We start from the raw sequence: 8,016 nt of genomic DNA on the forward strand, positions 1-8,016 counted from the left end.
CCCCCGCCCCGCCCCGAGGGCCACGCGGCCGGTGTCGCGGGCGCGCGGTGTCGCTGACGCGCAGGGCCGCAGGCGCGCGGCGCATGGCGGCGACGGTGCCCGGCGCGCCGCGGCGGCTGCGCCGGGGCGGGGCTCCGGGCGCCCCGGACGGGCTCGCCGTACTGGCCTTCGCCATGCTGCCGGCGCTCGTCGTGGCGGACCTGCCCGGGACGAGCGAGGCCGAGACGGAGCGGATCCGGCTTCCCTTCCGGCTCTGGCTGCTGCCCACCACCGCGCTACTGCCCGCCGCTGACCGGCGTCGATGGCTTCTGGCCCGGGCAGATATCGGACGGTTCGTCAATTGCCTGCATCTGACCGGTTGGAGACGGCGACCCATGTGAAGGGCACGTGATACTTCTGTGATACTGAGGGGGGCGTACATCTGTACTGTTGCCAGGGGGCGGGACCCGTGAAGGCGCTGAAGATCGTGAAGGCGTTGAAGGCTTTGACCGCGCGGAACGCCTATGGCGTGGCCGCGCCGTTGGGCGCGCTGACGGCCGTGGCCGTGGTGGTGGCGCTGCTGATAGCCCTGACCTCGCGCGGGGACACGGGCGGCACCCCGGACGGGGACCTCCCGGCTGTCGCGGCGTCCCCCAAGTCGGACCGGGTGCCCAGGGGGGAGGCCAAGAAGAAGGACAAGTACGCCGACTGGGACGGCGAGATCCAGGTGCTCGGGGACGGCTCCACCGCCTACACCGGGCCGCAGCCGCACCAGCTCAAGCCCGAGAAGCTCAAACCGGGTGAGAAACCACCGCAGTTCGTGGTCTTCTCCTGGGACGGCGCGCTGGAGAACGACGACCATCTCTTCTCCCGCTTCCGCCAGGTCGCCAAGGAGACCAACGCCACGATGACGTTCTTCCTGAGCGGCATGTACCTGCTGCCCAAGTCGAAGAGCGACCTCTACCAGCCGCCCCAGCACAAGCGGGGCTCGGCCGCAATATCCTTCCCCACCGACGAGCACATCAAGGAGACCCTGGAACAGCTGCGCGGGGCCTGGAAGGACGGCAACGAGATCGGCTCCCACTTCAACGGCCACTTCTGCGGCGCCAAGGGCGGCGAGGACTGGTCCACCGAGGAGTGGAAGAGCGAGACGGAGCAGGCGTACTCATTTGTGAAGCACTGGAAGACCAACACCGGCTTCACCGATATCGAACCGCTGCCGTTCGACTACGACGTGGAGCTGGTGGGCGGGCGGGCGCCCTGCCTGGAGGGCCAGAAGACGCTGATCCCGGCCATCAAATCCATGGGCTGGCGCTATGACGCCAGTTCGCCGGGCGACTTCCAGCTCTGGCCGTCCAAGATCGATGGAATCTGGAACTTCCCGCTGCAGCTGGTGCCTTATCCGGAGAGCGAGAAGCAGGTCCTCTCGATGGACTTCAACTTCCTCTTCAACCAGTCCGGCGACAGCACCGAGGGCGATCCGGCGAAATACGCGGAATGGGAGCGGCTGACCCGACAGGGGTATCTGAACGGTTTCGAGCGGGTCTACAACGGCAGCCGCGCACCGCTGTTCATCGGCAATCACTTCGAGACCTGGAACGGCGGCATCTATATGCAGGCCATCGAGGACGTGATGAGGAGCGTATGCCGCCGCGACGGTGTGCGGTGCGTGTCGTTCAAGCAGCTCGCCGACTGGCTGGACGTCCAGGACCCGAAGGTCCTGGCGAAGCTGCGGATGCTGGACCCGGCGGAATCGCCGGACTGGTCGACGTACACCAAGACCGAGTAGCGGCGGAAGCGGTCCGGTCGCCGCCGGGCCCTTCCCGTCGGAACGGCGTTCCCCAATGGAACGGCCTTCCCCACCGGAACGGGCTTCCCCACCGGAACGGGCTTCCCCGGGCCCCGTCGCCCCAGGACCCGTCGCCCCGGGGTGCGTCGTCACCGTCGCCCCAGGACCCGTCGCCCCGGGGTGCGTCGTCACCGTCGCCCCAGGACCCGTCGCCCCGGGGTGCGTCGTCCCAGGCCCCGTCGCCTCGGGGTCCGTTCGGCGGGAACCTGCTCCGCCGGGGCTTGCCCGGCCCGGCCGTGCTCCGCCGGAGCCTGTCCGGCCGGAGCAACCGGGACCTATTCCGCCGTCCGGTCCGTCATATAGCTCTTCCAGATGTCCAGGGGGTAGGTGTCGGGGGAGGCGGCGCCTTCCCCGCCCATCCCCTCGAGCTCCATCAGCTCCTGGGACTTCGGGTCCAGCCGGGACAGCGAGACCGCCGTCGACAGCTCCTTGGTGTAGCCGACAAACCAGGCGGAGGTGCCGTCCTGCGCCGTACCGCCCTTTCCGGCCACCTCCTCGCCGGCCACCGCGGCCCCGTGCGCCGAACCCGATGCGCTCTGGACCGCACCGCGCAGCGCGTCGTCCACCTCCGACGCGACCTGCGCGCTGAAGGCCCGCTTGGCGCGGTCCTTGCGCAGTCCGAGCTTCTGCCCGCCGTGGGTGAGCCCGCTCACCGAGTACGGCGGATTGTGCGTGCCCCCGGCGGCGAACGTCCCGTAGGCGCTGGCCATACGGATGGAGCTGGGGGTCGCGGTGCCGAGCGAGAAGGCGGGGACCCGCGCGCCGAAGCTGCTGGGCAGCAGCCCCGCGTCGATGGACGCCCGGCGGACCCGGTCCAGGCCGACGTCCATGCCCAGCTGCATCATCGGGGTGTTGATGGACTGCACGATCGCCTGGCGCAGCGAGACCTTCCCGTAGGAGTGGTCACCGTCGTTGGTGGCCCGCACGATCTTGCCGCTGCGGTCCCAGTACGGCCCCTCGGGTGTATGCACCGCGATCTCGTTGTTGCCGTCGTAGAGCGTCGAGGGCGTCACGGGCGTCCGCGCCCCGTTGCGTTGCAGCAGCACCCCGTCGCGCAGCGCGGCGGCGTAGACGAAGGGGGTGAAGGAGGTGCCGGCCGGGACGTTGGAGGCGTTCGCGTCGTTGAACCCCTGCTCGAGATAGCCGGGGCCGCCGTACAGCGCGCGGATGGCGCCGTCCGGGGCCACCGAGGCGGCGCCGATCCGCACATGGCGGTCCTCGGGGCGCCGCTCGGGGTCCAGCTTGTCCCGGGCCTTGTTCACCGCCTTGTTGAGCGCCTTGACCTTCGGCTTCTCGAAGGTGGTGTGGATCTGATAGCCGCCCAGGTCGAAATCGGCGTCGGAGATATCGGTGTGGGAGCTCACATACGCCTTGGCCGTCTCCACCAGATAGCCGATCTGACCGGTGAGCCCGACCGGTCTGGGGGGCGCCTGGGGCTCGGGGAACTTCGTATAGCGCGCCCGCTCGGACTTGGAGAGCCGCCCGATGTCGACCATCCGGTCCAGCACCCACTTCCAGCGCTCGACCGCCCGCTCGTGGTTCTTGGCGCTGAGCGTCGGATCGAAGGTCCCGGCGCCCTTGAGCAGCGAGGCGAGCAACGCGCCCTCGCTCGCGTTGAGTTCCGAGACGTCCTTGCCGTAGTAGGCGTACGAGGCGCGCTGAATTCCGTAACTGCCGCGCCCGAACCAGCTGGTGTTGAGATAGCGCTGGAGGATCTCCTGCTTGCTCATCCGGCCGTCCAGCTTGATGGCCATGAACATCTCGGTGAGCTTGCGGGAGAAAGTCTGGCGCTGATTCAGGTAGGCGTTCTTGACGTACTGCTGAGTGATGGTGGAGCCGCCCTGGGTCTCACCACCCGTCACCATCCGGGTCACCGCGCGCATCAGGCCGCTCGGCGAGACCCCGCTGTCGGAGTAGAAACTGGCGTTCTCGGCGGCGAGCACCGCCCACTGGACCTTTTCCGGCACCTTGCCCAGCGGCACCTCCTGCCGGTTGACCGGACCGGTGCGGGCCATCTCCGAGCCGTCGGCCCAGTAGTAGACGTTGTCCTGCTGGGTGGCGAAGTCGTTCAGGTTCTTGGGGATGTCGGTCTGGAGATAGAGATAGCTGAGCAGGCCGGTCAGACTGCCGAGGCAGAACAGGAAGAGCAGGGCCATCTGACGCCACGACGGCAGCCATCGGGTCACGCCCCGCCGTCCCGCCCGGGGGTAGTCCAGCCGGACCCGCTCGACCACCCAGCGGCGCAGCCGCATCCCCCGGCCCCTCGAGGACGGCTTGCGGCGGTGCTTGCGGTGCTTCCCCATGGCGTTGTCGCTGCTGCCCAGCACGTGTTTCCCCCACGCTCGCTCCGCGCGTGGGCGCGGCACAAAGGTGTGATCTTCCATCCCCCAGACCAGACCGATCCTATTTTCCCCTCTGAACGTCTGTCGCCATAGGGCCCCAATTTTTTGTAACAGTGGCCATATTCAGCGACACCGATCACCCGGTGACCTTTCACACCCGCCCGAGCCAGCGCCCGGACAGCTCACCGCCTGGGCAGTTCACCGCCTGGGCAGCTCGCTGCCCGGACAGCCACCGATCGGACAGTCACCCATCGGACAGGCACCGACCGGCGGCGTCGCCCTGACCACCCGTCAGCCGCCGCCCGGACGTCCGACTGCCGACCGTGGCGTCCGCCGGGGGCCCCGGCGTGCCCGCCCGAAGCTCAAATGAACCTCTGAACCGGAGGGCGAGGCGATTCGTCCTCCTTCTACGGGGTCATCACCCCCGCACGCGAGCACACACCGCGGGGGACGCGGTACGGAACGAGGAGGGGGAGCCGTCGTGCGCCTCGGGACCGGAATCGGCTGGCGACCGGAAATCGCCGAAGACATCGCCCGACTGCCCGGTATCGACTGGGTGGAGGTGGTGGCGGAGAACATCTGCCCCGACCATGTGCCGGACGCGCTCCGGCGGTTGCGCGAACGCGGGACCACGGTGGTCCCGCACGGGGTGTCGCTCGGCCTCGGGGGAGCCGAGCGGCCCGACCCGGACCGGCTCCGGGCGCTTGCCGAGCGGGCCGAGGCGCTGGGCTCCCCGCTGGTCACTGAGCACATCGCGTTCGTCAGGGCCGGGGGGCCGCTGACCGCGACACCGGCGATCGAGGCCGGGCATCTGCTGCCGGTGCCGCGCACCCGTGACGCGCTGGACGTGCTGTGCGAGAACGTGCGCATCGCGCAGGACGCGCTGCCGGTGCCGCTCGCGGTGGAGAACATCGCGGCGTTGTTCTCCTGGCCCGGCGAGGAGATGACCGAGGGTCAGTTCCTGGCCGAGCTGGTGGAGCGCACGGGGGTGCGGCTGCTCATCGACGTGGCCAATCTGCACACCAACCACGTCAACCGGGGTGAGGACCCGGCCAAGGCGCTGGACGAGCTGCCCACGTCGGCGATCGCCTATGTCCACGTGGCGGGCGGGGTGGAGAAGGACGGGGTGTGGCACGACAGCCACGCCCATCCGGTGACCCAGCCGGTGCTCGACGTCCTCGCCGAGCTGTGCGCCCGTACCGCGCCGCCCGGTGTGCTGCTGGAGCGCGACGAGGACTTCCCGGCGGCCGGGGAACTCGCGGCCGAACTGGACGCGATCCGCGCCGTGACGGCGGCGGGCACCGCGGAAGCGGCCCCCGCCGGGGCGCGGCCACCGGCGGGGGCACCGGCCGTGCCCGGCGCCCCCGTGCCCCGTGCCATCCGTGAGCGGCTGGCGCTGGCCCAGACCGCGCTGCTGTCCGCGCTGGTCGCGGGCACCCCGGTGCCCGAGGGCTTCGACCGGCGGCGGCTGCGGGTGCAGAGCACCGCGCTCACCGCCAAGCGGGCGTCCGTGGTCGCCAAGGTGGCGCCGGAGCTGCCGGAGATCCTGGGCAGCGGCTACCGTCCGGCGTTCGCGCGGTACGCCGACTGCCGCCCGATGACCGGCGGCTACCGCCGTGACGCGCTGTCGTTCGCCGAGCATCTGCTGGTGGACGGCCGGCCCGACGACCCGGCCGCGCGGCGCCGGCTGACGCTCTGGTGGCGGGAGCGGTCCGGCCCCGCGCCCCTGGCCGCCCATCCGGCGGCGCGGCTGGCCCGCCGGTTCCGGCTCGCGCTGAGCGGGCGGTGAGCGGCATGGACACCACGGTGATCCTGGTCTACGCGGCGGTGGCCGGCTGCTCGACAGCGCTGATCGCGGGCACGGTCACGGCCCGGCGGAACGTGGCCACCGAACCGGTGGACGACCGGGTGTACGACCTCCTGGAGGCGGCGTTCCTGGTCGGCGGACCGGGCCGGGTGGCCGACACCGTGATCAGCGAGATGTACGTGGACCGGCGGCTGGCCATCGGCGGGCCGGGCATCCTCTCGGTACGGCGGCAGGTCGCCCGCGGCCCGGTCGAGGAAGAGGTGCTGCGGCTGTGGGCGAGCGCCCCGCACGGCGCCCTGCACTGGCTGCGCCGGGAGCTGATGCGCAGCCGAGTGGTGCAGGCGATCGGCGACCGGCTGGCCCGGCGCGGGCTGATGGTGCCGCCGGAGAGCCTCCGCTTCTGGCGCGGGCTGGCCCGGCTCCAGATCGGGCTCTGCTTCGTGGGCACGTTCCTGGGCATCGTGCTGACCGCCACCGCCTCGAACCGCTCCGGAGTACCGCTGATTTTCACGATCGCCCCCGCTCTGTTCACCGGCTTCTGGGTCGGCGGCGCCTGTGCCGGGGCGAGCAAGCGCCGGCTGACCGCGGCCGGGAAGCGGGCGCTGGCGGGGTACCGGAAGGAGTCGGGGGTCTCGGCGTACCGGAGGGAGGTCTTCGAACGGCGCGGACGGCACGCCTCGTCCACCGGACAGGGGGCGGCGGTCCCGGTGGCGGTCGCCGTCGCGCTGACCGGTGCGGCCGCCCTGGTGGACGAGCCGATGCTGCGGGACCACCTGCTGGAGGCGCAGAAGGCGACCGTCGCCGCCGGCTCATCGGCCGGCACCGGTTCCTCGGGCTCCTCGGGTTCCTCGGGCGTGCCGGGCTCCTCCGGCTCCTCTGGCTCCTCTGGCTCCTCCGACACGTCGTGGTGCGGTGGCGGCGGCTCCGGCTGCGGGGGCTCCTCGTGCGGCGGATCGTCATGCGGCGGGGGCTCGTCGTCCGGCGGTGGGGGCTCGTCCTGCGGCGGAGGTTCGTCCTGCGGCGGAGGCGGGGGCGGCGGCTGCGGCGGGGGGTGAGCCGCCGTCCCACGGGCCACCTCCCCGTCGGCAAGACCCGCAGGCTCAGCAGCCCAGCAGGCCCGGGGCATCCGGCAGGCCCGGAGACCCAGCACGCCCAGCACATCCGGCACGTCCGGCAGACCCGGGACATCCGGCACACCCAACAGACCCGGCACGTCCGGCACGCCCGACCACCCAACAGACCCAGCACGCCCAGGACACCCGGCACACCCCGCAAACCCAGCAGGTCCAGGACACCCGGCACACCCCGCAAACCCAGCAGGTCCAGGACGTCCGGCACGTCCGGCACGTCCGGCACATCCGTCAGGTCCAGGTGAGTCGCTCATATGATGAAAACCATGGCGCGGCGCGGCCCGGGTCCAGTAGAAACTCGGCCATGTTGTGGGTCCTCTTCCTGCTCGTCGCGTGGTGCGCGGCGATCGTCAGCTGCACACGTCTGTGCCTGGCGGCGGTCGCCGCCGCCGAGCCGATGGACCCGGATCCGGCGGCGGACGGCAAGGACCTGAGCCTGTACGAGGCGGCGTTCCTGTCCGGCGGTCCGCGGCGGGTGGCCGATCTGGTCCTCGTCGCGATGTGCCGCGAGCGCAGGCTGCTGCTCGCCCACACCGGCTGGGTCACCGTCGTGGACCCGGACGGGCGGGACGAACTGGAACGGTCCGTGATCACCGCCATAGGGCCGGAGGGCCAGTCGCCGGTGCGGCCGGTGCGGACCGCGCTCGCCACCGCCGTCCCGGTGCGGGCCCTGGGCGAACGGCTGGTGGCGGCGGGGCTCGCGGTGCCCGCCTCGGCGCGTACGAACGTGGCGGTCGCGGTGCGGCAGGTGCGGGCGGCCTGCGCGCTGGTCCTGATGACGGCCGCCGCCGCGCTGCTGCTGGTGCCGCCCGCGGCGGGGCGCGGCCCGGTGGCCGCGTGGTTCGCGCTGCCGCTGCTGCTGACGGCGAGCAGTCTGCTGATCGCCCGGCTCGAGGCGCATCCGTACTC

The 8,016-nt window shown here is 71.5% G+C and carries 6 protein-coding genes; 5 read left to right on the plus strand and 1 reads right to left on the minus strand.

Annotated elements, in window-relative coordinates; genetic code table 11:
• The first annotated feature begins 83 nt into the window (after window positions 1-83).
• Both AXW62_RS33825 and AXW62_RS33830 read left to right on the plus strand, forming a co-directional pair.
• Complete coding sequence (locus AXW62_RS33825) at window positions 84-380, plus strand: hypothetical protein (RefSeq protein WP_060947832.1); 297 nt, start codon at window positions 84-86, stop codon at window positions 378-380.
• Between the two features lie 68 nt (window positions 381-448).
• A complete protein-coding gene (locus AXW62_RS33830) occupies window positions 449-1,768 on the plus strand; it encodes a polysaccharide deacetylase family protein (protein ID WP_030834496.1) in 1,320 nt (439 codons plus the stop codon).
• Between the two features lie 335 nt (window positions 1,769-2,103).
• Here AXW62_RS33830 and AXW62_RS33835 read toward each other — a convergent pair whose 3' ends face one another.
• Entirely contained in the window at window positions 2,104-4,080 is a 1,977-nt protein-coding gene (locus AXW62_RS33835; RefSeq protein WP_060947835.1) for a transglycosylase domain-containing protein, read from the minus strand.
• A gap of 571 nt (window positions 4,081-4,651) precedes the next feature.
• On the opposite strand from AXW62_RS33835, the gene AXW62_RS33840 reads away from it, so the two are divergent.
• The 3 genes from AXW62_RS33840 to AXW62_RS33850 form a co-directional block, all read left to right on the plus strand.
• Window positions 4,652-5,959 carry an MbnB/TglH/ChrH family RiPP precursor modification enzyme gene (locus tag AXW62_RS33840; protein ID WP_060947833.1) on the plus strand — a complete coding sequence of 436 codons (1,308 nt, stop codon included), beginning with the start codon at window positions 4,652-4,654 and terminating at the stop codon, window positions 5,957-5,959.
• A gap of 5 nt (window positions 5,960-5,964) precedes the next feature.
• Window positions 5,965-7,032 carry a TIGR04222 domain-containing membrane protein gene (locus AXW62_RS33845; protein ID WP_060947836.1) on the plus strand — a complete coding sequence of 356 codons (1,068 nt, stop codon included), beginning with the start codon at window positions 5,965-5,967 and terminating at the stop codon, window positions 7,030-7,032.
• Window positions 7,033-7,411: 379 nt separating this feature from the next.
• Window positions 7,412-8,016, plus strand: a 605-nt coding sequence (locus AXW62_RS33850; RefSeq protein WP_060947834.1) for a TIGR04222 domain-containing membrane protein, incomplete at its 3' end; no start/stop codon positions are given.

The organism is Streptomyces hygroscopicus subsp. hygroscopicus, from assembly GCF_001553455.1.
In the GTDB taxonomy this organism is placed as follows: domain Bacteria; phylum Actinomycetota; class Actinomycetes; order Streptomycetales; family Streptomycetaceae; genus Streptomyces; species Streptomyces hygroscopicus.